The sequence below is a fragment of the Amycolatopsis sp. NPDC049159 genome, assembly GCF_040648295.1.
Lineage (GTDB): Bacteria > Actinomycetota > Actinomycetes > Mycobacteriales > Pseudonocardiaceae > Amycolatopsis > Amycolatopsis pretoriensis_A.
In genome coordinates, this window is record NZ_JBEZDL010000003.1 from 251,097 (window position 1) to 273,098 (window position 22,002).

Genomic DNA, 22,002 nt, shown 5'->3' on the forward strand with positions numbered 1-22,002 from the left:
ACCGTGCTCGACATCCTCCTGACGCAGGCACCGGAGCCGGTGCAGGTGCCGTCGGTCGACTACCCGGCCGTGCTGCCGGTGCTGATCGTCTTCGGCGCGGCGTGCCTGAGCGTGCTGGTCGAGGCGTTCTTCCCGAAGGGCTCGCGGTTCCGCTCCCAGGTCATCCTGAGCCTGCTGGCGATCGTCGGCGCCGGCGTCGCACTGGTCGTGTACGCGACCGGCTCCGCCCCGGCGGCCGGCGTCACGACGTTCAGCCGCGCGATCTCGATCGACCGCCCGGCGCTGTTCCTCTGGGGCACGCTCCTGGCGCTGGCCCTCGGCGCGGTGCTGCTGATTTCGGACCGCGTGGTCGAGCCGGGCGGCGCGCTGGTCGCGCAGGCCGGCATCCGCCCGGGCACGGTCCAGGACCGCGCCCAGACGGCGACGGTCATGCAGACCGAGGTGTTCCCGCTGACGCTGTTTGCCCTCGGCGGCATGATGGCGTTCTGCGCGGCGAACGACCTGCTGACGATGTTCATCGCACTGGAAGTGCTGTCCCTGCCGCTGTACCTGATGTGCGGCCTCGCCCGCCGGCGCCGGTTGCTGTCGCAGGAGTCGGCGGTCAAGTACTTCCTGCTGGGCGCGTTCTCGTCGGCGTTCTTCCTCTACGGCCTGGCGCTGCTGTACGGCTACGCGAACTCGGTGAAGCTGGGCGACATCGCCGCCGCGGCGGCCGGTTCGGACCGGTCGGACACGCTCCTGTTCGCGGGCCTCGGCCTCCTCGTGGTGGGCCTGCTGTTCAAGGGCTCGGTCGGCCCGTTCCACACGTGGACCCCGGACGTGTACCAAGGAGCCCCGACGCCGGTGACGGCGTTCATGGCGGCGTGCACGAAGGTCGCGGCCTTCGGCGGGATCCTGCGGGTCCTGTCGGTGGCGTTCTCGTCGACGTCGTGGGAGTGGCGCGGAGTCCTGTGGGGCGTGGCCATCATTTCGATGGTGATCGGCGCGGTCCTCGGCCTGACCCAGACCGACGTCAAGCGCATGATCGCGTACTCGTCGATCGCCCACGCGGGCTTCCTGCTCATCGGCGCGATCTCGATGACGAAGGACGGGTTGTCCAGCACGCTGTTCTACCTGCTGGCGTACGGCTTCACTACGCTGGCGGCGTTCGGCGTGATCAGCCTGGTCCGCGACGCGTCGGGCGAGGCAACGCACCTCTCGGCGTGGGCCGGCCTGGCGAAGCGGTCTCCGTTGTTGGCGGCGGTGTTCACGTTCTTGCTGCTGGCGCTCGCCGGTATCCCGTTGACATCGGGCTTCGTCGGCAAGTTCGTGGTGTTCTCGGCGGCGTTGTCGGACGGAATGGCCCCGCTGGTGGTCGTGGCCCTGGTGTTCAGCGCGGTGGCGGCGTTCTTCTACCTGCGGGTGATCGTCCTGATGTACTTCTCGGAGCCGGCGGCCGACGGCCCGTCGGTGACGGTCCCGGGCTTCGGCACGGGAACGGCGATCTTCCTCGGCACGGCGGTGACGCTGGTGCTGGGCCTGGTCCCGGCGTTCGCACTGGGCTGGGCCGGTTCGGGCGGCTTCGCACTCTGAGTTTGTTTTTCGGCCGCCACCCTCTGTTTTCTTTGGAGGGTGGCGGCCTTTTCTATTTCAGTTTGTCGCTGAGCTGCTTCGGTTCGCCGGGTAGGACGCTGATGTAGTCGTCGGTTCGCGCGATGCCGATGCGTCCGGCTTCCAGATCGAGGTAGCTGAGGGTCTTGCCCTCGGTGTGGAGCTGCCCGATCCCCGAGTAGGGCTCGTTGAGGATGGCGTCGAGCTCTTGGGCTTGACGGCTGCGCGTGGGTGCGTCGTCGAAGACGTCACTGACTTTTTGCTCTTCTTGGAAGTCCGCCAGCGCCACGGTGAACGGCTTGATCTTGGCAGCGTGGCCGGGCGGCAGCTTGGCCACCAGCGCGTCGGCCGGGTGGGTGTCGGGGGAGACGCCCTCGAGCTCGACCAAGTCCCCACGGCAGACGACGGTGATCGCGGTCCTGCCTGTTTGCGTGGAGAGGATGCCGATCTGTTCTTTCGCGTCGCGGGCGTAGGCGTGGAGTTTTGTCGTCGGCTGGTCGATGAGGTGGAGGACGTCCTCGAACTCGGGGGCGAAGCCGTCGCCTTGCGTGAAGCCGTATTCGCTGAGTTCTTCGAACGCTTCGCGGTTTACGCGGTCTTTCACTGACGGCGGGATGTAGCGCAGGCCGCCGGCGAAGACGGGGTGCGGGTCGCCGCAGCCGACGTTGCGCATGGCGGTGAGGAGGGTGGCGAGCTGGAGTTCGGCTTTGAGCATTACTTCTGGGTCCGGTTTTCGCCGATCACCGGGGGCATGGGCTTTTCGATGAAGCCACCGAAGGTTTCGTCCGGGTCGGGGTTCTGCAGGTAGGGAGCTTTCTTCTTTTCGCGATCTTCTTCTTTGCCTCCGCGGCCGCCTAGGGGTGTTCCCATGGGCATGCCGTTGGCGCCCCGCGCGCCGGCCGCGCCGCGGGCTGGGACGCCGCCGGGGATGCGTTCGCCGGGAAGCCGTGAGCCGGTCCCGACCCCGGGTCCTACTCCGGGCGCGCGTACGCCTGGCTGACTGGGGTTGCGCGTCCCGGGCTGGCTCATACCGCCTCCAGCGCCGGTGCTGTACCCGCCTCCGCCGGTGCCGGTGCCATACCCGCCGACGTACCCTCCGGTGCCGGGTCCAAAACCAGTGTTCCCACCAAGGTTGCTGACAGGCTGGCCAGTAGGCCTGAACTCATAACCCCCTTGTGCAGCGGGCGGCACGACAGGCTTGGGAACGAAGCTGTCGGCGTGAGTCTGTTCCCCACTCCCCGGGCGGCTGGCGTGCGTTTCGCCCCCGATTCCAGGTTGCTTTCCGGGTTGCTTTCCAGGTTGCTGAACGTGGTTCTGGAGCTGGTTCTGCGTCCGATCCCCCACTTGCCCCTGGCTTTTGTCCTGCTCGCTTCGCCGGTCCTGCTGCACGGGAACAGCGGGCTTCCGCGCCCATTCACCGGTGTCGGTGGGTCCAGAGGACTTGGCCTTCGTCCCGTCATCCATGGAGACGGGCGCACCGGAGTCCTCAAGCCGCGCGTATTGAGCGGGCATCTGCCCACCATTGCTGGTGCTGGCGGAGTGGTAGGCGCTGAAGGCGTCGATGTTGGCCTGACTATCGGCCTGCCACTTGGTGACTTTGGTGTGGTAGGAATCCCAGCCTTGCCCGTTCAGCGCGTTGATGACGTCATCAGCCCCGAGCTCCGGTGGCTGAGGAGCAACGGGCTTGACGGAGTTCTTGGCAGTGCCGAAGGAGTCCATCTGAGCACCGACCGCGCCCTGGGCGGTCTTGAGGTGAACGGCATCGTCAGCAGCGGCCCGAACAAGCGGAAGCGTCGCATCGGCGGCGGCATCGCCGGCTTTGCCTTGCCAGCCGGACATGGTCTTGGTGCGAAGGGCGCTGATCCGCTGAGCCCGCTCGACCATCCGATTGGTCAGCTGGCTCGCACTGTCATGCGCATCGCCGAGTGAGTCAATGCCTTTGCCGCCAGTGATCTGCTCGTAGATCTGAGCAGCGCTAAGCGGTCCTTCGGTAACCATCGATTCACCTCGCCCGGAGATTGTTCAAGACGGTCGCCGCAACCTCGTGAGCGGCGGCACAAGGATCTTTCTTCCCGATGTTGCCTTCAGACAGCGCGATCGATACGTCGACGATGTCTTGGTTGCTGGTGCCCATGGCGATCGCACATTTGCCGCTGCTGGTTCGCAGGTCAGCCTGCCCGTACGCGACGGTGGGATAACCCTCGATCGCTTCCATGGGAATGAACAAAGGGAAAGTTGTTCCTTTTTGTTCGTAGATGGCAGTCAGGCCCCTGCGGTTTTTGGTGGCGTAGATGACCGCCACGGTCGCCTGGGTGACCGATGTCGGGTGCCACGAGCAGCCGACTCCGACCTCGCCGATGTCCTCCGTTTTCGGCGTGGTGTCAGGGCCGAGAAGCTGAGTGACCTGGGAGTCGGTGAGGGTCGTGCAGGGCTCCCGCTGAAATTGCCCGGTATCGAGCGGGGCTGCCACTCCCGGCACGCCGTCACCAGGCAATCGCGAACTCCCCTCCGTGGACGCAGGCGACTCGGTCGGCGACGGCGTAGCCGTCCCATTCCGGGTCGTGGTGCAAGCGGCAACGAGCAGCATCATTGCCGCCGATGCGAGCAACAAGGAACGGTTCACAGGCTGCCTCCGGTCCCCTTGATGCTTGTCGAATGGGTGTCCTCGGCGGTCGCGTACTTGCCCAACGCCGCCTGGAGCTTCACAGCCATGGCCCGGCAGTAGGCCTCGCGTTCCTCAAGCGTGGCTGTGAGCGCCGACCCCGACTGACGGATCAGCTCGGCGTTGCCCTCGCTCGCGTACTCGAGACCCGGCCCGTCTGTGATCGTGATCAGGCGCGCAGCATTCAAATCGCTGGCGAACTCGTTCGCCAGCTCGTTCCACTCCCGAACCAGTTCCCGCAGCGTCGCCTCGTCGTACGAGAACCCCGCCCCGCTTGAACCGCCCCCGTCGACCGGTCCATAAGACCCAGCCCGTGGCACACCATCAGGCCCCGGCAGCGACCAATCCGCACCCGGCGAGTAAACCGGTGGCTCAGACACACCCCACCACCGAAAATACCGTCGTCATCAGCTCTCCCCTAGCCAACAGCGTGCTCCACCCCGAGCACTCTGCGTATCCGACGCACCGCACCTTACCAGGGTTCCCCCGAGTCGAATCGAAAGAGAAACGGGGGCCGCGAACGGCCCCCGTCATACCTCAAGGCGTCGGAGAACAAGAAGTGTGACCCAGCACGACCTGCCCGCTGATTCCCGAAGCCGGCAGGAAATCGATGCGCAACATCGTCAACCCGATGCTCCCGTCGCCCGGCAGGTTCTGGATGTTGAACACCGCGTTCGCCAGCACCGTCCCGTTCGACTTCTTGATCGGCGACACGTATCCCACCGGCACCGGGCTCGGCGGGTTCGCGATTCCCGACATTCCGCCGAACGACCAGTTCGCGTTCGTCTGCGTCTGGGTGGCCGTGCACTTCACCGTGAACGTCGACAGCTTGACCCGCGGGCCCCCGGCGCTCACCAGGGCCGAGAGTTCGAAGTTCTTGCCCGTCGCCGTCGAGGTCGTCGACGTCGCGTCCGTGTTCGGGTCCGTCACCGTTGTCGTGCAGGACGATGTGCCGCCGCCGAAGGTGATTCCCGTTTTCTGGACCACCTGGGCCGTTGCTGTTGTCGGGCCGTCGACCGAACACTTGCCCTGGGTCGGGACCGTGATGGTCGAGCCCGCTTTGGTGAACTCCGCGGAGCCGATGGTGGCCACGCCCGGTTGCGGGCCGGCCAGGGCCGGGGTCGCGGTCGCCGCGAGTCCGGCCACCAACAACAGCGTTCCGGCGAGAGCGGTGGTGGTGGTGCGCATGTCGCTGTCCTCCTTGCCGACCGGGAGAGCCGCCGGTCCTCAAGGGTGAATATCCGCCCGCCGGAGACGTCCGTTGCGCCCGAAATCGCCAACCACCCGTTCGTGGATCATGAACCACCCCCTCCGGTGACCCGCCGGTGTGTCATGTTCGTCACCGTTTCCGCAGGACAGCGGGTAAACGACCGCGCGGGGTAGCCACTACGCTCAAGGGACAACCCGACCGGTGCACGAGTAGAAGCGGAGCCGACGTGTCTGTGCCTTCCCCAGCCCCCGGGGCGGGATCCCTCCCCGCTGCGCCGGGTGGCGCCCTCGAGGACCTGCGCGCGTCCGTCGGCCTGCAGATCGACGACGAAGCCCTGCTGCGCGCGATCGCCGGCGGGCTGGCCGACGTCGAGAAGCTGCTGCGCGAGGTCGTCCGCAGCGACGTCCAGGCCGTCCACGACGCCGCGTTGCACCTGGTCGAGGCGGGGGGCAAACGCTTCCGCCCGCTGTTCACCCTGCTGTCCGCGCAGTTCGGCCCCAAGCAGGACGACCACGTCGTGATCGCCGCCGCCGCGGTCGAGCTGGTGCACCTGGCCACGCTCTACCACGACGACGTCATGGACGAGGCCGACATGCGGCGCGGCGCCGAGAGCGTCAACGCCCGCTGGGACAACACCATCGCCATCCTGACCGGCGACTTCCTCTTCGCGCACGCCTCGCGCCTGGTCGCCGACCTGGGCACGGACGCCGCGCGGATCATCGCCGAGACCTTCGGCGAGCTGGTCACCGGCCAGATGCGCGAGACCGTCGGCCCCGGATCGGGTGACGACGCCGTCGCGCACTACCTCACCGTGATCGCGCAGAAGACCGGCTCGCTGATCGCCACGTCCGGCCGCTTCGGCGGGATGATGTCCGGCGCCGCCGAGGAGCACATCGAGGCGCTGCGCCGGTTCGGCGACATCATCGGCACCGCGTTCCAGATCTCCGACGACATCATCGACATCGCGTCGCCGTCCGACGAGCTGGGCAAGGCGCAGGGCACCGACCTGCGCGAAGGCGTGCGGACGCTGCCGATGCTGTACGCGCTGGCCGACCCCGGGACCGACCCCCGGCTGGTCGAGCTGCTGTCCGGCCCGATCGGCGACGACGCGCTCGTCCAGGAGGCGCTGGAGCTGCTGCGGGCGAGTAGCGGACTCGAACGCGCACGCGTCACCCTTTCCGACTACGCTCAGCGCGCGCGAGCCGAGCTCACCGCGTTGCCCGCGTCACCCGCCCGGGACGCTTGCGAGTCGGTCGCCGACTACCTGGTCGCGCGCACGCACTGAACTAGGGGCAGAGAAAGATGTCCATTTTCGGACAGGTTTGGCTGTGGAGCCTGGCGGCGTTCTTCGTCGGGGTGTTCCTCACCTGGCTGGTGCTCGTGCTGCCGCTCCGCAAGAGCGTCCGCAAGCTCGAGAGCGCGCTGGCCCAAGCCCACGCCGACGCCGCGCGCACGCCCGCGAACGCCGGCGCCACCGGCACCCAGGTGTTTTCGCGGCCGGAGCCGCGGCCCGAGCCGGAGCCGACCCGCCAGGAGACGTCCTACCCGGGCACGCTGGTCTCGACGCCGCCGATCCACCGCGGCGACGTCCACGACGACATCGACCAGGACTTCGCCGAGCTCGACTCGCAGGTGCCGTCGCGGACGCCGCCGGAGCCCGAGCGCGAGGAGACCTACGAGCCGGAGCCGCAGCCCGCGGACGACGACGACCCGTACCGGAGCGCGGCGACGCAGTTCCTGACGCCGGTCCCCGAGCCGGAGCCGGAGGAGGACCCGTACCGGTCCGCCGCGACGGAGTACCTGGTCCCGGACGAGGAGCCCGAACCCGCCACCCCGGCGCTTTCCCGCCTGGAGCAGCAGCTCGACCCGGACACCCCGGCGGCGGGCTCGCTGTTCCAGTCGCCGTCGGAGGAGCAGCACGCGCCGGCGCCGGACTGGTTCGACCACGAGCCGCCTGCCGAGCGCTCGGCGTTCGAGGAGCCGATGGAGCGCACGCGCTACCTCAGCGCGCACGCCGGTTCGATCGAGGACGACGAGCCCGAAGAAGCCGAGGTGCCGCAGTACGCCTTCGCCGGTGAGGACGTGACCGGCGGCGAGCTGGACGTGCCGCCGGAGACGCCGGCCGAGTCGACCCAGGTGCTGCCGAAGCGGCAGCCGCGCGAGGCGACGGTCCGGGGCGGCTTCGACGCGCCCCAGCCGATCCAGCCGTCGATGCGCACGGTCGAGCGGCGCGACCCCGACCTGTCCGCCGGCCACAGCGGCTCGCTGTTCGAGCCGTCGGTCCAGCCCAACCAGGCGGCCGTCGCCGCACCCGAACCGCCGCCCGCGCGCCAGGCGGCGGGGGATTCGGTCCCGCCCGGCCCGTTCGGCCCGGGCTCGGCGATGCCCCGCCCCGGCGGTGGCGCGCCGAGCGACAGCTTCGCGGTGAAGGCGAGCGTCACGGCGTTGCGGTACTGCACCGAGGAGTCGGCGCAGTTCCCGAAGATGGTCGCCGAGGTGTGGTTCCGGACCGCCGAGGACGCCGAGCGCGTCGGGTTCCGCCCGCTCACCTGAGTTCGTTGTCCGTGAAGGCCACCTTGATGTTCGTCGAGGTGGCCTTCACGGCGTTTCGGCCGCTTGGAACAGGACCAGGGCGGCGCCGCCGGGGTCGGTGACCACCACCAGGGAACCGACCGGCAAGTCGGTGCGCTCGCGCACCAGGGTTCCGCCCAGCGCCACCGCTTTCGCGGCCGCGGCGTCCACATCGGGCACCGGCGCGTAGGGCAGCCACTGCGGGGTCCGGACGTCGTCGGGAGCCAGTTCGGTGAGGCCGCCCCACGGCGCGCCGTCCGAAGTCAGCAGCGGGCCGTTCGCCTCCCAGCCCAGCAACTCGGCGAAGAAGCGCTTGCTGCCGCCGGCGTCGGCGGTCCGGACGTCGAAGAACACGAAAGGCGAAGTAGGTCGCATGACCTGAAATTTAGGACATGCGTCCTAACGGTAGCAACCCCCTGACGAAAAAGGCCGCCACGCGCTGAGCGTGGCGGCCTTCTCGGTGTTCGAGGACTACGCGACCGTCCAGGTGTCCTTGCCGCGCAGGAGGCCCTGCAGGTCCGGCTTGCGGGCCGCGCGGGCCTGCTCGACCTGGGCGCGGGCGCCGTCGTCGTAGGTGGGGCGCTCGACCTGGCGGAGGATGCCCGTCGGGACGTGGTTGAGGCTCTGGTCGCCCAGGCGCGAGAGCGCGAAGGCGTACGACGTGTCCTGGATCGACGGGTCGTGCACCACGACGTTGTCCTCGCCGATGTCGGCGACCTTCGCGACGTCGAGGCCGCCCCAGTCGCCGCGCTTGACGCCGAACTCCTGGTTCGGGCCGAAGCGGATCGGCTCGCCCGCGCGCAGCGGGATCAGGCGCGTCGCGGCCTCGTCGGCGTCCTTGAGGACGTCGAACGCGCCGTCGTTGAAGATCGGGCAGTTCTGGTAGATCTCGACCAGCGCCGACCCTCGGTGCTTCGCCGCGGCCTCGAGGACCTCGGTGAGGCCCTTGCGGTCGGAGTCCATCGCGCGGCCCACGAACGACGCCTCGGCACCGATCGCCAGCGACAGCGGGTTGAACGGGGTGTCCACCGAACCCATCGGCGTCGACTTCGTGACCATGCCCTGGCCCGACGTCGGCGAGTACTGGCCCTTGGTCAGGCCGTAGATCCGGTTGTTGAACAGCAGGATCTTGATGTTGACGTTGCGGCGCAGCGCGTGGATCAGGTGGTTGCCGCCGATGGAGAGGGCGTCGCCGTCGCCGGTGACGACCCACACCGACAGGTCCTCGCGCGTGGTGGCGAGGCCGGTCGCGATCGACGGCGCGCGGCCGTGGATCGAGTGCATGCCGTAGGTGTTGAGGTAGTACGGGAAGCGCGACGAGCAGCCGATGCCCGAGATGAACACGATGTTCTCGCGCTTGAGCCCCAGCGTCGGCAGGAACGACTGGACCGCGTTGAGCACGACGTAGTCGCCGCAGCCGGGGCACCAGCGGACTTCCTGGTCGGACTTGTAGTCCTTGGCCTTTTGCGGCTCTTCGGTGGTGGGCACGAGGTCCAGGCCGCCGAGAGTGGGCAGCCCGATGTCGATTGCGGTCATTTCGCCGCCTCCGTAGCAACGCCGGTGATGATCTCCGAGAACAGGTCCTGCAGCTCTTCGGCTTTGAACGCCATGCCCGCGACCTTGGTGTGGCTGTGGACGTCGACCAGGTACTTCGCCCGCAGCAGGAGCGCGAGCTGGCCCAGGTTCATCTCCGGCACCACGACCTTGTCGTAGCTGCGCAGGACGTCCCCGAGGTTGGCCGGCAGGGGGTTGAGGTGGCGCAGGTGCGCCTGCGCGATCGGCATCCCGAGCTTGCGCACCCGGCGGCACGCGGCCCCGATCGGGCCGTAGGACGAGCCCCAGCCCAGGGCCAGCACGCGTGCCTTGCCGCCGGACGGGTCGTCGACCACGACGTCCGGGACGTCGATGCCGTCGATCTTCGCCTGCCGCAGCCGGACCATCTTCTCGTGGTTGGCCGGGTCGTAGGAGATGTGGCCGGTCTTGTCGGCCTTCTCCAGCCCGCCGATGCGGTGCTGCAGACCCGGCGTGCCCGGGATCGCCCACGCGCGGGCGAGCGTCTCGGGGTCGCGGACGTACGGCCAGAACTCGCCGGAGTCGTTGTCCGCGTTGGGCTCGGACGCGAACTCGACGTGCAGGTCGGGCAGCGTCTCGACGTCCGGGATCAGCCACGGCTCGGAGCCGTTCGCGATCGCGCCGTCCGAGAGCAGCAGCACCGGCGTGCGGTACTTCAGCGCGATGCGCGTGGCCTCGACGGCCGCGTCGAAGCAGTCCGCCGGCGAGAGCGGCGCGACGATCGGGACCGGCGATTCACCGTTGCGGCCGAACATCGCCTGCAGCAGGTCGGCCTGCTCGGTCTTGGTCGGCAGGCCGGTCGACGGGCCACCGCGCTGGACGTCGATGACGACCAGCGGCAGTTCGACCATCACGCCGAGGCCGACGGCTTCGGACTTCAGCGCGACACCCGGGCCGGACGTCGAGGTGACGCCGAGCGCGCCGCCGTAGGACGCGCCGAGCGCCGCGCCGATGCCGGCGATCTCGTCTTCGGCCTGGAAGGTGATGATGCCGAAGTTCTTGTGCTTGGACAGCTCGTGGAGGATGTCCGACGCCGGGGTGATCGGGTACGTGCCGAGCAGGATCTGCAGGCCGGAGCGCTGCCCGGCGGCCACGATCCCGTAGGCGAGCGCGGTGTTGCCGGTGATCTGCCGGTAGGTGCCCTGGGCCAGCTTCGCCGGGGCGACCTCGAACGTCGTGGCGAACGACTCGGTCGTCTCGCCGTAGTTCCAGCCCGCGCGGAAGGCGAGGATGTTGGCCTCGGCGATGTCGGGCTTCTTCGCGAACTTCTCGCGCAGGAACCGTTCGGTGCCTTCGGTGGGCCGGTGGTACATCCAGGACAGCAGGCCGAGCGCGAACATGTTCTTGCAGCGCTCGGCGTCCTTCTTGCCGAGGCCGGTGTCCGCGAGCGCGCCCTGGGTCAGGGTCGACATGGCGACCCGGTGCACCTGGTAGGCGGCGAGGCTGTCGTCGTCGAGGGGGTCGGTCGCGTAGCCGACCTTGGTCAGGTTGCGCTTGATGAAGTCGTCGGTGTTGAGGATGATCGTCCCGCCCTGCGGGACGTCGGCCACGTTCGCCTTCAGCGCGGCCGGGTTCATCGCCACCAGCACGTCCGGCCGGTCGCCGGGGGTGAGGATGTCGTAGTCGGCGAAGTGCACCTGGAAGCTCGAGACGCCGGGGATGGTGCCCTGTGGCGCGCGGATCTCGGCGGGGAAGTTCGGCATCGTCGAGAGGTCGTTGCCGAAGGCGGCGGCTTCGGACGTGAAGCGGTCACCGGTCAGCTGCATGCCGTCACCGGAGTCGCCCGCGAACCGGATGACCACCCGGTCGAGCTTGCTGACCTCGGTCGTCCTGGTCGCGGCGAGCGAGCCGTGACCAGCGCCGTTGCCGTTCGCACTCGTGCTCATGAGTCAGGGATTCCCTCTCTCCCGACGTTGCGGCCGTCGATCGCCCGCCTGGTGTCGCGGCAGGCGGATCACCAGGCACTACCACGAGGTTAGCTCGCGCCCGGCGCCCATGTTTCCGCGCGTCCGGGGTCGTTGGCGACCTCTGTTATGCCCTGTCGGTCCTCTGTGCTGGTCCGACAAATACCTGTGACCGATGGTAACGGTTAAGTTAGGGGGCCTGTTGTGATGCGCGTCTCGCGGTGTGGGGTCCACGCAGTGGGATTCAGGGGCGGGACCGGATCCGCGCCCGCATCGCCTCGACGCGCTCGGCGAACTCGGGGGAGGCCAGCGACGCCAGCTGCGGCGCGAGCTCGACGTCGACGGCGTCCGCGTGGGCGGCCAGCGAGGCGGTCGTCCGCAGGCTGCGCTTGGTGGCGAGGAGCGCTTCTCGCGGCGCGGCGACCGCCGGGGCGGCCAGCTCGCGGGCGGCGGCGAGGAGGTCTTCGTGCTCGCCGTCGACCACGCGCAGCGCCAGCCCGGCGGCGACCGCGGCTTCGGCGTCGAGGGGCTGCCCGAACAACGTCATCGCGGCGGCCTGCTGCGGCCCGGCCAGGCGCTGCGTCATCCACGTCATCCCGCCGCCGGGGTGCAGCCCGAGCTCGAGGAACCGCGCGACGAACTTCGCCCGCGGCCCGGCGAGCCGCACGTCGGCGGCGAGCGCGAGGTTCAGCCCGGCCCCGACGGCCGCCCCGCCGACCGCGGCGATGGTCGGCAGCGCGCACCGCGCGACGGCGAGGAAGCCCGCGTAGATGGCGCGCAGGCCGGCTTCGTCGGCGTGGGTCAGCGCGGAGAGGTCGGCACCGGCGCAGAAGGCGGGCGGCGTCCCGGTGACGACGACGGCGTGCACGGATCCGTCCCGCTCGGCGGCCTCGACGGCGGCCACGAGCTGCGCGGAGAGGTCGAGGGTCAGCGCGTTGCGGCTGCCGGGCGCGTCGACGGTGAGGAGCGCGACGCCGCCGGTGTGCTCGCTGACGATGCTGTCGGTCATCGGGTCAGGGTATTGGTGGTGCATGGGGGAATTGCTGGTGGTGCTGGTCGGCAACCTGCTGACGATGATCGACATGACGGAGCTGTTCGGCGCCCGCCGCCGTCGCGCCCGCGCCGCGGCTTCCGCGCGGGGCGAGCGGGTGTCGATCCCGTGCGTGCTGCGCTCCGAAGACCTGACGGAGGGCCGCGAACGCCGCGGCTGGGTCGCGGTCGGCGAGGGCCCGGCGACGTGGCGGACCCCGGGCGCCGAGCCGGTGGCGTTCGACCCGGGCGAGCTGACGATGCAGGCGGTGGACCAGAAGGCGGTCACGTTCCACGCGGCGGGTGGGCGCACGGAGCTGCGGCTGCACCCGGACGAGGCCCCGCTGGTCCTGCGGGCACTGGCGGACTGAGGGGGCGCCTCACGCCTCCGGCGTGGGCGGCCGCTCCAGCAGCCGGGAAAGCACCACCGTCGACACCGTCCGGTCCACGATCTCCAGGCCCCGCAGCCGCTCCAGCGCCGTCTCCAGGTGGTGGATGTCCGCCGCTCGCAGGTGGACTATCGCGTCCGCCGCGCCCGACACCGTGTACGCCGCCACCACCTCCGGCAACGGCTCCAGCCGCGCCCGGATGCGGGCCGGGGTGATGTTGCCCTGGCACGTGACCTCGACGAACGCCTCCGTTCCCCAGCCCAGCGCCTCCGGGTCGACCACCGCCGTGAAGCCGCGGAGGATGCCCGTTTCCAGGAGCCGGTCGACCCGCCGCTTGACCGCCGGGGCGGACAGGCCGACCACCTTGCCGATCTCCGCGTAGCTCGAGCGCGCGTTCGCCACGAGGCACGAAACGATTCGCTGGTCGATGGTGTTCACACGCAACACTTAGCACAGATGTACGCAGCGAACAGCGATTGATTGCGGAATTAGGTGGACCTTACCCTGCAATCATGCAGGAGATGCGCGTACCGACCACCCGTCGATACCTCATGTGCCCCCCGCGCCACTTCGCGGTGGACTACGTGATCAACCCCTGGATGGACCCGACCCAGCCGGTCAGCGCCGACGTCGCCGTCGCGCAGTGGACCGAGCTGCGCGACACCTACCGCCGCCTCGGCCACACCGTCGAGGAGATCGACGCCCAGCCCGGGCTGCCCGACATGGTCTTCGCCGCCAACTCCGGCACGGTCGTCGACGGCCGCGTGCTCGGCTCGCGGTTCCGGGCGCCGCAGCGGGCCGCCGAGGCCGAGCACTTCCGCCGCTGGTTCGTCGAGCACGGCTACCGCGACATCACCATGCCCGAGAAGATCAACGAGGCCGAGGGCGACTTCGCCTGGACGGGCTCGCTGCTGCTGGCCGGCACCGGCTTCCGCACCGACCCGGCCGCGCACGCCGAGGCCCAGGAGGTCCTCGGGGTCCCGGTCGTCTCGCTCCAGCTGGTCGACCCGCGCTACTACCACCTCGACACGGCGCTGTTCGTACTCGCCGAGGCCACCGACACCACGCGCGCGCAGATCGTCTACTACCCGGACGCCTTCTCGGCCGGCTCGCGCCGCGTGCTGGAGCGGCTGTTCCCGGACGCCGTCCACGCGACGAAGGAAGACGCCGAATGTTTCGGCCTCAACGGCGTTTCCGACGGCCGCAATGTCGTGCTTCCCGTCGAGGCAACTCGATTGGGTGACTTGCTTGCGGAGCGTGGTTACGAGCCGGTCTACGTCGACATCTCCGAGCTGCGGAAAGCCGGCGGCGGCCCGAAGTGCTGCACGCTGGAGATTCGCAAGGGGTGAATCCCGCCGGAACCTGTAACTCACCCGTTTGCCACGGCGATTAATCGAAGTAACAAATCGACTACTCGCGGTGGCAGGGCGGTGGAAGCGGTGGCGGTGGTCCTCGCGGTGCACGGAATAGGCCGGCCGGCTCGCCAGCTCGAACCGGGCGAGGACGAGCGCTGGCTGACCGTCGAGCAGTTCGACCGGGTGCTCGACACCGCCGCCGAGCGCGACGACGTCCACCTGACGTTCGACGACGGCAACGAGTCCGACGTCGAGATCGCGCTGCCGAGGCTGGTCGACCACGGGCTGACGGCGGAGTTCTTCCCGCTGGCCGGCCGCCTCGGGCAGCGCGGCTACCTCGACCGCGACGGCCTGCGCGAGCTCGTGCGCGCCGGGATGGAGATCGGCTCGCACGGCTGGGAGCCGCGCGACTGGCGTCGGCTCGACGACCGCCACGCCCGCCGCGAGCTGACCGACGCGCCGAAGCTCCTCGGCGACCTGTGCGGGAAGCCGGTGCGGCGGTACTCGCTGCCGTTCGGCGCCTACGACAAGCGCGTGCTCGAGCGGCTGCGCCAGGCCGGCGCGACGCGGGTCTACACGAGCGACGGCGGCGCGGTCGAGCGCGACGGCTGGCTGCAGGCGCGCACGGAGCTGCACCACGACCTCGACGGCGAGTGGCTCGACGGCGTGCTCGAAGGCGGGCACCGGCGGCCGCACTGGGTCACGCGGCTGTTCCGCCGCGGCTGACGCCGGTTTTGCCCGACCGGCCGCTTTGCCGGTGACCGGAACACGGTCCAGACCAATTTCCGGGCCGCTCGCCCGATGAGCAGCCTTTTCGCCAACTCCGGCCGCATGCCGGGAAATTCCGGCACGCGCAGGTCTTGAACCCGGCACGGCCCGGGGTGCATCCTGATGCCCCGCCGCCGTAAGGAAAGTTTCCTAACTAAAGGGAGCACCGGGAAATGCGGAAACTGATCCTGCTCGCGACCCTGGCGCTGGCCTCGGCCATGATGCCCGCCACCCTCGCCACCGCCGCGCCGGCGGCACCGGCCGCGCCGGCCACCGTCGAAGCCGGCCCGACCGCGGCCCAGCTGCTGGCCAAGACGAACAGCTGCAAGCAGATCTCCAACGGCAAGTACAAGACCGACGAAGACGTCTCGGGCAAGACGGTCGCCGTCTGCGACGCCAACGGCGCCGTGTTCTGGAAAGCCGACATGGACATCGACTGCGACGGCCAGCGCTCCACGCAGTGCAACGAAGACACCGACTGCTGCTACCAGGACGACACCGCGTTCCACCAGTCCGACGGCAAGCCGCTCAACGCCGCGAAGTTGCCCTACATCGTCGTGCCGAGCTCCAGCAGCATCTGGAAGTACTCCTCGTCCCAGCTGAAGGGCGGCGGTTCCTGCGCGGTGATCTACAACGGCAAGGTCGAGTACGCCGTCATCGGCGACACCGGGCCGACGCAGATCATCGGCGAAGCCTCCTACGCGACGGCGAAAGACCTCGGCATCAACCCCGACCCGTCGAACGGCGGCACCGACTCCGGTGTGACGTACATCTGCTTCAAGAACTCGGCCGTTTCGCCGATCGAGAACCACGCGAACGCCGTGAGCAAGGGCGAGGGTCTCGCCACCACCTTCGTGAACAACAACTGAACGTCCGCATTTCCGAGGGGCCGATCCGCCGACGGCGGGCCGGCCCCTCGGCCTGCGTGCCCGGCGCCCGCTGACCGGAACCGCGCACACCGTGTCGATCACCCACTGCAAGATGCATTTCCGAGCTGAATCGAGACACATTTCCCGCCGGTGAACCGGTTCGTCTCACGGCAGGCTCACGCTTTACCCCGTTCGCCACCCCCGCGGTAACGATCCAGGGGAGCGCGGCGACCAACTTGAGGGTCGCGCGGAAAAGCGGAGGTTTTGGCGTGAAGATCAGTGTCTTCGGGCTCGGTTACGTCGGTTGTGTCTCCGCCGCGTGCCTGGCGGGGCAGGGGCACCGGGTGGTCGGCGTGGACGTCAACCCGGTCAAGATCGACCTCATCACCGCCGGCAACGCGCCGGTGGTCGAGGAGCGGATCGGCGAGCTGACCGCCGAAGTCGTCGCGAGCGGCGCGCTGAGAGCCACGACCGACGTCGCGGAAGCGGTCGCCGACAGCGAGATCTCGCTGGTCTGCGTCGGCACGCCGTCGGCGCCGAACGGCAGCCTCTCGACGGTCTACCTCGAGCGCGTCGCCGAGGAAATCGGCGAGGCGATCGCGAACAAGAGCGAGCGGCACACCGTCGTCTTCCGCAGCACGATGCTGCCGGGCACCTGCCTGGACCTGCTGGTCCCGATCCTGGAGAAGGCTTCGGGCCGCACCGCGGGCGTCGACTTCGGCGTCGCGGTGAACCCCGAGTTCCTGCGCGAGGGCACCAGCGTTCGCGACTTCTTCGACCCGCCGAAGACCGTGATCGGCGAGATCGACGAAGCCAGCGGTGACGCCGTCGCCGCGCTCTACGAAGGCCTGCCCGGGCCCGTCTTCCGCGTGCCGATCCCGGTCGCGGAGATGACGAAGTACGCCGACAACTCCTTCCACGGCCTGAAGATCGGCTTCGCGAACGAGCTCGGCTCGATCTGCCGGGCGCTGGGCCTCGACTCGCACCAGGTGATCGACGTCTTCCTCGCCGACACCAAGCTCAACGTCAGCCCGGCCTACCTCAAGCCCGGGTTCGCCTTCGGCGGCTCGTGCCTGCCGAAGGACCTGCGCGGGCTGGTCTACGCCGCGCACCGCGCCGACGTCAGCGTGCCGATCCTGTCGCACGTGCTCGCGTCCAACGACGATCACCTGCAGCGCGCGTTCGACCTGGTCGCACGCACCGGCAAGCGCAAGGTCGGCCTGTTCGGCCTCTCCTTCAAGCCGGGCACCGACGACCTGCGCGAGTCCCCGCTGGTCGAGCTGGCCGAGAAGCTGCTCGGCAAGGGCTACGACCTCAAGATCTACGACGCGAACGTCAGCCTCTCGCGGCTGATGGGCGCCAACCGCGAATACATCGAGGGCCGGCTGCCGCACCTCGGCCAGCTGCTCGCCGGGTCCGTCGAAGAAGTCATGGACCACGCCGACGTCCTCGTCGTCGGCTGCAAGGACCCGGACGTGCTGGCGGCCCTGCCGCACGGCGGCGACCGGGTGCTCGTCGACCTCGTCCGCCTGCCCGACGCGGCGACGCGTCGCCTTGAAGAGGGATACGCCGGCCTTGCCTGGTAAAGCGCTCATCCTCGTCGAAAACCTCTCCGTTCCCTTCGACCGGCGGGTCTGGCAGGAGTCCACGACCCTGCGCGACGCCGGGTGGGAAGTCCACGTGATCTGCCCGCAGGGCACGAAACGCGACACCGAGGCCGAAGCCGTCGTCGACGGCGTCCACATCCACCGCTACCCGCTCAAGGCCGCGACCGGCGGGCCCGCGGGCTACCTGCAGGAGTACGGCAGCGCGCTGTGGCACACGCTGCGGCTGGCCCGGAAGGTCGGGCGGGTCGACGTCGTGCACGCCTGCAACCCGCCGGACCTGCTGTACGTGGTCGCGAAGGTGCTGAAGCGCCAGGGCGCGAAGTTCATCTTCGACCAGCACGACCTGTGCCCCGAGCTGTACCTCTCGCGCTTCGACCGCGGGCAGGACCTGCTCTACCGCGGGGTCTGCGCGCTCGAACGCGCCACCTACCGCACCGCCGACGTCGTCATCTCGACGAACGAGAGCTACAAGCAGGTCGCCCGGATCCGCGGCGGCAAGAAGCCCGAGGACGTCTTCGTGGTGCGCAGCGCGCCGGTCGTCGAGCGGTTCCACGAGGTCCCCGTCGAGCCCGAACTGAAGAAGGGCAAGCCCTTCATGCTCGCCTACCTCGGCGTGATGGGCCCGCAGGACGGCGTCGACTACGCCCTGCGCGCGCTCGCGAAGCTGCGCGACGAGGTCGGGCGCACCGACTGGCACGCGGTGTTCGTCGGCTCCGGCGACGCCTTCGACGACATGGTCGCGCTCTCGGCGAAGCTCGGGCTGGCCAACCAGGTCGAGTTCACCGGCCGGATCCCCGACGAGGACCTGGTCCGCTACCTCTCCACCGCCGACGTCTGCCTGTCGCCGGACCCGCTCAACCCGCTCAACGACGTTTCCACGATGAACAAGGTCATGGAGTACATGGCGATGAGCAAGCCGATCGTCTCGTTCGAACTGCGCGAAGCGCGCGTTTCGGCGGGCGACGCGGCCGTCTACGCCCCGGCCAACGACGAGTCGGCGTTCGCGAAGCTCGTCTCGCAGCTGCTCGACGACCCCGAAGAGCGGGTCCGGATGGGCAAGCTCGGGCAGGCCAGGGTCGCCGGTGCGCTCTCGTGGGAGAACTCGGCGAAGAACCTCATCGCCGCATATGAGCACGCTGTGAAGTCCTGATCGCCGTTTGGTCAAGAACTCACCGGACGTGTAACCAATGCTCCCGGTCCGACGACGGTTCGGGTAACCGGCCGATCCACTGACCCCGTTCGGCGTACCCGTCTCAGGAATGGAGATACCGCCGTTGACTGAAGACACGGTGCGCCTGGCCCTGATCGGGCAGGTCGTCCGGCGACGATGGCGGCTGCTGGCCGCACTCGCCGTCCTGGGCGCGGCGGTCGGCGCCGCGGCGTCGTTCCTGCTGTCGCCGGGCTACCAGACGTCGTCGAGCGTGCTGCTGCAAGGACCGCGGCAGGCCGACGAGCTGCTGACCCAGGCCGAGGTCGCGACCAGCTCGGTCGTGCTCGACCGGGCCGCCGCCGTGCTCCCGTGGCACCCGAGCGGCGCGGACCTGAAGAAGCAGGTCAAGACGTCGGTGGCGAACGGCAACGTCGTGGCGATCACCGTGTCCGCCGACACCGCCGAGCACGCCCAGCAGCTCGCCGACCAGGTCGCGCAGCAGTTCGTCAAGTACTCCGGCCAGCTGGCGAGCAACTCCGCCGACGCGTCGGTGCAGCTGGCCCAGGAGCAGCGCGAGTCGCTGCGCAACCAGGTCAAGCTGACCACCGAGAAGATCAGCGACATCGCCAAGAACGTCGGCGGGGACCTCACCGTCGAAAGCGTCCAGGTCCGCACCCAGCTCGAAGGGCTGCGGTCGTCGCTGGAGCAGGCCATCAACGACCTGAACCAGGCCGACCTCGCCACCGGCGTCGGCAACACCGTCGTGATGGGCAGCGCCGAACGCCCGGACGCGGCGGCCGCGCCGACGCTGACGCAGCTCGCCGTCGGCGGCGCGGTGCTGTTCTTCCTCGCCGGCGTGTTCGGCCACCTGTTCACCGCCCGCGCCGACCGGCGGCTGCGCGGCGAACCGCAGATCGCCGCCGCGCTCGGCGCGCCGATCCTCGCCGGCGTCGACGTCGAGACCCCGCAGGGCGACCAGCTCCCGGCCGCCGGGTTCACCGGCAAGGTGCGGCGGCTGCTCGGCGGCGACCGGCCGTGGGTGCTGCCGCCGGTGGCGACCTCGGCCGACGAGGTCAACCGCGACATCCGCTACCGGCGGGTGCTGGCCCGGCTGTCCACCGGCCCCGCCGACGTCCTGCTCCTGGTCGGCGACGACGACGAGACCGGCCGCCTGGCCGCCGAGCAGCTCGCCGGGCTGGCCGACCGGCTGTCCGTGCCGCTGCGCGTCTTCGAATACTCGGCCGAACGGCCGACCGTGCCGGACGGCAGCGCCGACTCCGGCGTCCTGCTCGTCCTCGGCGCCGGCACCCGCACCGCGTGGGAGCTCGTCCGGCTCGCCGAAGCCTGCGCCGACGCCGGCCAGGAGGTCGTCGGCGCGGTCCTCACCCACCCCGTCCGACCGGCCGAGCCGGAGAAGAAGCCCGAACCCGCGGCGGAAGCCCCCGAGAAAGCCCTGGCAGGTTCGGCGTGACGACCACCTCCGAAACCCCGACCGCACCCCTCATCGACCTGCAACGCCTCTTCGTCGCCATCCGGCGCCGCAAGCGCTTCTGGCTCACCACCGCGCTGCTCGGGCTGATCGCCGGCGCGGCGGTCGGCATCGTGCTGCCGGCGCCGCCGACCGCGGTCGCCAAGATCATCGTCGTCCACCAGGACGACTCGCCGACCGACAGCGGCACGCTCATGCGCACCGACGTCGCCGTGCTGTCGACCACGCGGATCGCCGAAGGCGCGCTGAAGAAGCTCAACAGCACCGAAGCGCCCGAAGAGTTCTTGAAGAACTACGCGGGCCTGGGCCTGACGAACAACGTCCTGCAGATCACCGTCAAGGCCAAGAGCAACGAAGAGGCCGTGGCGCAGGCGCAGGCGCTGGCCGACACGTTCATCACCGACCACGTCCAGCGCAGCCAGGCCGCGGCGGCCGCCCAGTCCAAGGCCATCCTCGACCAGCGCAAGAACGCGCAGGACGAGCTGACCAAGGTCGACCAGCAGATCGCCGACGAGACCGGCAAGGGCCGCAACGCGAACGCCAGCACCCTCGAAGGCATGTACGGCCGCCGCGCCGCACTGGCGTCGCAGATCTCCGACTTCGACTCCCGCGCCCAGCAGGCCGGCATCGGCAGCCCGCAGGTCGCCGCGGGCACCCAGATCGTCGACGCGCCCCGGGCGCTGCCGAAGGCGTTCCTCAAGACGGAGGCGACCAACGGTGGCATCGGCTTCGCGCTCGGCCTGGCCCTCGGGCTCGCGTTCGCCGCGATCGGCGCGGTGTCGCGAGACCGGCCGGTGCTGCGCCGCGAGATCTCCACGCACCTCGGCGCGTCCGTGCTCGCCCAGCTGCCGTCCAAGCGCCGGGGTCTGGCCCGGGTGTGGAAGCGCGCGCGGGTGGTGTCCGACCGCGAACGCGTCGCCACGACGCTCGCCCGCGTGATCAAGAAGGACGCGCGCGGGGTGTCGGTGCTCGAACTCGGCGCGCCGAAGGTCGCCGCCGCGCTCGCCCTCGACATCGCCGCGGACCTGGCGGACGGCGGGCGCGCGAGCGTCGTCGACGACCTGCCCGGCGAAGACGTCCGCAAGCTGGCGGCGGAGGCCAAGAGCGACGTCTCCGTGGTCGGCGCCGGCGACAGCGGCTCCGGCGGGCGCCGCATCGGCGTCGGCACGGTCGCCCCGGGCACGGCGTGGACCGACCTGGAGCACCTCGGCGCGGAGACCGTGCTGGTCGTCAAGGCCGGGCACGCCAACACGCTCTGGCTGCACACCGTCGCGCGGCAGCTCGCCGACCAGCGCATCCCGATCATCGGTGTGGTGCTGGTCGACCCGGACCCGCGGGACAAGTCCGACGGCACGCTGTGGGACGGCCTGCACACGGCGCTGCGCGGCCGCGCCGGGCACGCGCCGGCCCCCGCGGCCGCCCCGGGCGTCGTCGCGGTCGAGCAGGAAGACCGCCTGGACGAGCTGGCCGCCCGGATCGCCGAGCGGGTCGCCAAGACCGAGCCGCCGACGCGCCGGTTCACCCCGGTCCGGCCGGTGCTCCCGCCCGCGCTCGCCACGCCAAAACCACCGGCGGCACCGCTGCCGGCCCCCGGCTCCGTCAGCGTCCCGGACCACCTGGACGCCCCGACGAAGAAGTTCGCCCCGGTCAAGCCGAAGCCACGGCCGACGCCGTTCAAGCGTGACCACGGCGAACCCGCCCACACGGGCGAACTGAACGCCGAGCTCGAGCCAGAAAAGAGCACTGTGCCAACCGGGGCTTCGCCCCGAACCGGGGGCTTCGCCACCCAGACCCCCGAAAAAAGCGCCGAGGTCTCCTGACCCGCGCCCCGAATGAA

21 protein-coding genes are annotated in these 22,002 nt (G+C 69.9%); 12 read left to right on the plus strand and 9 right to left on the minus strand.

From position 1 onward, the window contains the following. Positions 1–3 precede the first annotated feature (3 nt). The gene (gene nuoN / locus AB0B33_RS07385) at positions 4–1,572 is read left to right on the plus strand and encodes an NADH-quinone oxidoreductase subunit NuoN (RefSeq protein ID WP_247015273.1); all 1,569 of its coding nucleotides are present in this window, start codon (positions 4–6) and stop codon (positions 1,570–1,572) included. A 52-nt stretch (positions 1,573–1,624) separates the two neighbouring features. Here nuoN and AB0B33_RS07390 read toward each other — a convergent pair whose 3' ends face one another. Genes AB0B33_RS07390 through AB0B33_RS07405 form a run of 4 tightly spaced genes read right to left on the minus strand, consistent with a single transcriptional unit; the run spans position 1,625 to position 4,632 of the window. Further along, positions 1,625–2,305, minus strand: coding sequence for an ESX secretion-associated protein EspG (locus AB0B33_RS07390; protein ID WP_360768036.1), 681 nt, complete (start codon positions 2,303–2,305; stop codon positions 1,625–1,627). Beyond that, entirely contained in the window at positions 2,305–3,588 is a 1,284-nt protein-coding gene (locus AB0B33_RS07395; protein WP_360768039.1) for a hypothetical protein, read from the minus strand. The genes AB0B33_RS07390 and AB0B33_RS07395 overlap by 1 nt, the downstream gene beginning before the upstream one ends. 4 nt (positions 3,589–3,592) lie before the next feature. Then, complete coding sequence (locus AB0B33_RS07400; protein WP_360768618.1) at positions 3,593–4,180, minus strand: DUF3558 domain-containing protein; 588 nt, start codon at positions 4,178–4,180, stop codon at positions 3,593–3,595. A gap of 29 nt (positions 4,181–4,209) precedes the next feature. After that, positions 4,210–4,632, minus strand: a complete 423-nt coding sequence (locus AB0B33_RS07405; RefSeq protein WP_360768042.1) for a hypothetical protein — start codon at positions 4,630–4,632, stop codon at positions 4,210–4,212. A gap of 230 nt (positions 4,633–4,862) precedes the next feature. Between AB0B33_RS07405 and AB0B33_RS07410 the strand changes: the two genes are divergently transcribed. The 3 genes from AB0B33_RS07410 to AB0B33_RS07420 all read left to right on the plus strand — a co-directional run bounded on the left by AB0B33_RS07410 (position 4,863) and on the right by AB0B33_RS07420 (position 8,015). Then, a complete protein-coding gene (locus AB0B33_RS07410; RefSeq protein ID WP_247015265.1) occupies positions 4,863–5,489 on the plus strand; it encodes a hypothetical protein in 627 nt (208 codons plus the stop codon). Positions 5,490–5,694: 205 nt separating this feature from the next. Then, complete coding sequence (locus AB0B33_RS07415; protein WP_360768620.1) at positions 5,695–6,747, plus strand: polyprenyl synthetase family protein; 1,053 nt, start codon at positions 5,695–5,697, stop codon at positions 6,745–6,747. A gap of 17 nt (positions 6,748–6,764) precedes the next feature. Then, complete coding sequence (locus AB0B33_RS07420; protein ID WP_360768045.1) at positions 6,765–8,015, plus strand: hypothetical protein; 1,251 nt, start codon at positions 6,765–6,767, stop codon at positions 8,013–8,015. 45 nt (positions 8,016–8,060) lie between these two features. On the opposite strand, the gene AB0B33_RS07425 is transcribed toward AB0B33_RS07420, so the two are convergent. From AB0B33_RS07425 to AB0B33_RS07440, 4 genes are all read right to left on the minus strand, one after another. Then, positions 8,061–8,408, minus strand: a complete 348-nt coding sequence (locus AB0B33_RS07425; protein ID WP_360768048.1) for a VOC family protein — start codon at positions 8,406–8,408, stop codon at positions 8,061–8,063. 96 nt (positions 8,409–8,504) lie between these two features. After that, positions 8,505–9,569, minus strand: coding sequence for a 2-oxoacid:ferredoxin oxidoreductase subunit beta (locus tag AB0B33_RS07430; protein WP_247015258.1), 1,065 nt, complete (start codon positions 9,567–9,569; stop codon positions 8,505–8,507). After that, entirely contained in the window at positions 9,566–11,491 is a 1,926-nt protein-coding gene (locus AB0B33_RS07435; protein ID WP_247015256.1) for a 2-oxoacid:acceptor oxidoreductase subunit alpha, read from the minus strand. Before AB0B33_RS07435 ends, AB0B33_RS07430 begins: the two co-directional genes overlap by 4 nt. A 262-nt stretch (positions 11,492–11,753) precedes the next feature. Beyond that, complete coding sequence (locus tag AB0B33_RS07440) at positions 11,754–12,518, minus strand: enoyl-CoA hydratase (protein ID WP_360768051.1); 765 nt, start codon at positions 12,516–12,518, stop codon at positions 11,754–11,756. Positions 12,519–12,540: 22 nt separating this feature from the next. Between AB0B33_RS07440 and AB0B33_RS07445 the strand changes: the two genes are divergently transcribed. Beyond that, positions 12,541–12,909, plus strand: coding sequence for a hypothetical protein (locus AB0B33_RS07445; RefSeq protein ID WP_247015252.1), 369 nt, complete (start codon positions 12,541–12,543; stop codon positions 12,907–12,909). A gap of 9 nt (positions 12,910–12,918) precedes the next feature. Here AB0B33_RS07445 and AB0B33_RS07450 read toward each other — a convergent pair whose 3' ends face one another. After that, positions 12,919–13,365, minus strand: a complete 447-nt coding sequence (locus AB0B33_RS07450) for an Lrp/AsnC family transcriptional regulator (RefSeq protein ID WP_247015250.1) — start codon at positions 13,363–13,365, stop codon at positions 12,919–12,921. A gap of 74 nt (positions 13,366–13,439) precedes the next feature. Here AB0B33_RS07450 and ddaH point away from each other — a divergent pair, with 74 nt between their 5' ends. The 7 genes from ddaH to AB0B33_RS07485 all read left to right on the plus strand — a co-directional run bounded on the left by ddaH (position 13,440) and on the right by AB0B33_RS07485 (position 21,985). After that, positions 13,440–14,276, plus strand: a complete 837-nt coding sequence (gene ddaH / locus AB0B33_RS07455) for a dimethylargininase (protein ID WP_360768055.1) — start codon at positions 13,440–13,442, stop codon at positions 14,274–14,276. A gap of 81 nt (positions 14,277–14,357) precedes the next feature. Further along, positions 14,358–15,008: a polysaccharide deacetylase family protein gene (locus tag AB0B33_RS07460; protein WP_247015248.1), complete on the plus strand. Its 651-nt coding sequence runs from the start codon at positions 14,358–14,360 to the stop codon at positions 15,006–15,008. 215 nt (positions 15,009–15,223) lie between these two features. Beyond that, positions 15,224–15,919, plus strand: coding sequence for a glycoside hydrolase family 75 protein (locus AB0B33_RS07465; protein WP_247015246.1), 696 nt, complete (start codon positions 15,224–15,226; stop codon positions 15,917–15,919). Between the two features lie 269 nt (positions 15,920–16,188). Then, the gene (locus AB0B33_RS07470; protein ID WP_360768058.1) at positions 16,189–17,505 is read left to right on the plus strand and encodes a nucleotide sugar dehydrogenase; all 1,317 of its coding nucleotides are present in this window, start codon (positions 16,189–16,191) and stop codon (positions 17,503–17,505) included. After that, positions 17,495–18,676 (plus strand): glycosyltransferase family 4 protein, encoded by a 1,182-nt coding sequence (locus AB0B33_RS07475; protein WP_360768061.1) that lies wholly within the window; start codon positions 17,495–17,497, stop codon positions 18,674–18,676. Before AB0B33_RS07470 ends, AB0B33_RS07475 begins: the two co-directional genes overlap by 11 nt. Positions 18,677–18,785: 109 nt before the next feature. After that, positions 18,786–20,147 (plus strand): exopolysaccharide biosynthesis protein, encoded by a 1,362-nt coding sequence (locus AB0B33_RS07480; protein ID WP_360768064.1) that lies wholly within the window; start codon positions 18,786–18,788, stop codon positions 20,145–20,147. After that, entirely contained in the window at positions 20,144–21,985 is a 1,842-nt protein-coding gene (locus AB0B33_RS07485) for a Wzz/FepE/Etk N-terminal domain-containing protein (RefSeq protein WP_360768067.1), read from the plus strand. Before AB0B33_RS07480 ends, AB0B33_RS07485 begins: the two co-directional genes overlap by 4 nt. Positions 21,986–22,002: the final 17 nt, after the last annotated feature.

Coding starts and splice junctions, on each gene's coding strand:
- AB0B33_RS07390 (WP_360768036.1), bottom strand. CDS start 2,305: ATGCTCAAAGCCGAACTCCAGCTCGCCACCCTCCTCACCGCCATGCGC.
- AB0B33_RS07395 (WP_360768039.1), bottom strand. CDS start 3,588: ATGGTTACCGAAGGACCGCTTAGCGCTGCTCAGATCTACGAGCAGATC.
- AB0B33_RS07400 (WP_360768618.1), bottom strand. CDS start 4,180: ATGATGCTGCTCGTTGCCGCTTGCACCACGACCCGGAATGGGACGGCT.
- AB0B33_RS07410 (WP_247015265.1), top strand. CDS start 4,863: ATGCGCAACATCGTCAACCCGATGCTCCCGTCGCCCGGCAGGTTCTGG.
- AB0B33_RS07420 (WP_360768045.1), top strand. CDS start 6,765: ATGTCCATTTTCGGACAGGTTTGGCTGTGGAGCCTGGCGGCGTTCTTC.
- AB0B33_RS07425 (WP_360768048.1), bottom strand. CDS start 8,408: ATGCGACCTACTTCGCCTTTCGTGTTCTTCGACGTCCGGACCGCCGAC.
- AB0B33_RS07430 (WP_247015258.1), bottom strand. CDS start 9,569: ATGACCGCAATCGACATCGGGCTGCCCACTCTCGGCGGCCTGGACCTC.
- AB0B33_RS07435 (WP_247015256.1), bottom strand. CDS start 11,491: ATGAGCACGAGTGCGAACGGCAACGGCGCTGGTCACGGCTCGCTCGCC.
- AB0B33_RS07440 (WP_360768051.1), bottom strand. CDS start 12,518: ATGACCGACAGCATCGTCAGCGAGCACACCGGCGGCGTCGCGCTCCTC.
- AB0B33_RS07445 (WP_247015252.1), top strand. CDS start 12,541: ATGGGGGAATTGCTGGTGGTGCTGGTCGGCAACCTGCTGACGATGATC.
- ddaH (WP_360768055.1), top strand. CDS start 13,440: ATGCAGGAGATGCGCGTACCGACCACCCGTCGATACCTCATGTGCCCC.
- AB0B33_RS07465 (WP_247015246.1), top strand. CDS start 15,224: ATGCGGAAACTGATCCTGCTCGCGACCCTGGCGCTGGCCTCGGCCATG.
- AB0B33_RS07480 (WP_360768064.1), top strand. CDS start 18,786: ATGGAGATACCGCCGTTGACTGAAGACACGGTGCGCCTGGCCCTGATC.